This window comes from Halobellus sp. Atlit-38R, from assembly GCF_003665925.1.
GTDB classification, from domain to species: domain Archaea; phylum Halobacteriota; class Halobacteria; order Halobacteriales; family Haloferacaceae; genus Haloquadratum; species Haloquadratum inordinatus.
Genome location: NZ_QXIJ01000037.1, coordinates 1 through 2,030 on the forward strand (window position 1 = coordinate 1; position 2,030 = coordinate 2,030).

Consider the following 2,030-nt stretch of genomic DNA (forward strand, 5'->3'; position numbering starts at 1 on the left):
ACGGAGCGATTGGAACGATGATGTGGGCTGCTGAGCAATACTATTCGATCGATCGCCACGTCGATGTGGCGATCGATATCACCTATATCGCCTACTACGGTGATCGTGACGAGTTCCAGATGAGTACAGGCGCACCACCGAGCAAATCGTACTCGTGGTGTTACAAAATGGCGACCGTCTCGATCGTTGGGGAAGAAGTGAAGTTCATGCTCGGGATGCGGCCGCTCCGCGGCTACATCCCTCGGCGAGTTCTCGTTGAGCAACTGCTCGAAATAGCGAGTGACTCTGTGTCGATTGGGACGGTCTACGCCGACGCCGAATTCGACGGCGTCGGCGTGATCCACGCGGTCGAAGAGGCGGGCCTCTGCTATCTCATCCGAAAATCCTCGGATGACCCAGTCAAGCGGTTTGTACAGGACATAGACCACGACGTCGGTGTTAAACAGAATCACGAGATGGAAAGAACCATCGTGGGTGGCAGTGTGACGGTCACCCCGACGCTGGTCGTGGTTCCCTCGGATCGGAAGGAAGGTGCAACGGTGACGTTCGTGACGAACCTCTCGGTAAGTGACGCGACAAAGAAGGCGCGGGGGCGTACCCGCCGCGTGATGCGGCGGTACGCCCGCCGATGGGGAATAGAGAACAGCTACAAGTCGATCAAGGACTTCCTCGCGTGGACGACTTCACGAAATACCGCCGTTCGAGTGTTCTACTTCGGTTTCGCAGTGATTCTGTACGATATGTGGTTGCTCGTTGACCTGCTGGTGCAGGTCAGCCTCGACATTGACCAGCGACTGAAACCACGCGTGCCTGCGCGGACATTCCTGAATGTCGTCCGCAAGGAGGCACCTGTGACGTAGGCGTTCCGCGGCGGCGGAACGCCGACTTGTGAGAGATATCTCTGCTTACCCATTCTATTTTCGAGTGAATCACACCAGGAATGAACGATGGCGGTCTTCGAGTGCGGAGTTGAACAGACAGCTCTCATTTTGCACTTCACCCATCGGTGTAGTAAATTGACGCTCATCGCTCGCTGATGCACATTCCGAACACCTGTTAATGATCAAGAAATTGTTCTTTGAGGAATGTTTGGGTCGAATTAAACCGAATCTCTTGAGCTTCACGGAGTCGCTCTTCAAAGGACCCGGGACTGTCATCCCATAGCCCAGGGTGTGTCAATATCTGCATAGTTTTGGGCAATCCATTAGCGAATGGCGGCTGAGTACGCCATCGATGATTCGAATCAGCGACGTACTCAATTTCACTGAAGAACATCGGTTCATACGTATGCTTCAATGAGTCGAATGTAGTATCAAGAACCCACGCAGGTGGCACATGAAAAGAGATTACGGGAGAAACTTCGTCTGAAAGATTTGACAGAATAGAGAGCTCATTCTTCACATTTGCCCTTAATTTTCTCTCTGAAGGCTCTTTTGGCCAGTATTGGTGAGTGCTGAAATGCAGTCCTATATTATGACCTAATTCCACGATACGTGAGATGATGTCTCTACTATTATCGAATAGAGAATTGTACAGAGGAGAGGTGAGAAGAAAAAAATACGTAGAGCTAACTCCGTAATCGGACTCAATACGAGCCATTTCCAGCGCTTTCTCAGGTGACCAATCAACATCGTGGCGGAGATAGACACAACCTTCCTGAGGATCTTCGGTGAACGAGTTGAAATCGTATCCAGCAGATACAAGGCGCTCAAGCAAAGACCGGTATTCTTTCCATATAAACTGGTAGCTTGTCTCATTCATAATGAAAATACCTTTGCTTGCTGCTCGTAACCCCAAACGAAATGCTTTGGCTGGACTCCCAAATGAAACATACCCTCATATCCAAACTACCTGGTTAAAAATTTTTTATATTGAATTGCTCATATTTAGTTTAGCATATTGAGAGGGTGTCATAGAATGACTCTATGAAAATCCTGCAACTAAGCCCCTGGCGCGTGAATCAGATCAACAGGGGTTGGCAAAGACCGAGTGGGAACTAGTGCAACAAGCACGCTAGAATGACTGGTCTT

At 49.9% G+C, this 2,030-nt stretch carries 2 protein-coding genes; one reads left to right on the forward strand and one right to left on the reverse strand.

Going from position 1 to position 2,030, the window contains the following annotated elements; all coding sequences use genetic code 11:
• A partial coding sequence (locus tag D3D02_RS17890) for a transposase (RefSeq protein WP_147435691.1) occupies positions 1–860 on the forward strand: 860 nt, incomplete at its 5' end.
• Between the two features lie 196 nt (positions 861–1,056).
• Here D3D02_RS17890 and D3D02_RS20505 read toward each other — a convergent pair.
• Positions 1,057–1,761 carry a polysaccharide deacetylase family protein gene (locus tag D3D02_RS20505; RefSeq protein ID WP_147435692.1) on the reverse strand — a complete coding sequence of 235 codons (705 nt, stop codon included), beginning with the start codon at positions 1,759–1,761 and terminating at the stop codon, positions 1,057–1,059.
• Positions 1,762–2,030: the final 269 nt, after the last annotated feature.

Bases quoted from the DNA above. Each gene is read 5' to 3' on its own strand.
- D3D02_RS20505 (WP_147435692.1), bottom strand. From the start codon at position 1,761: ATGAATGAGACAAGCTACCAGTTTATATGGAAAGAATACCGGTCTTTG.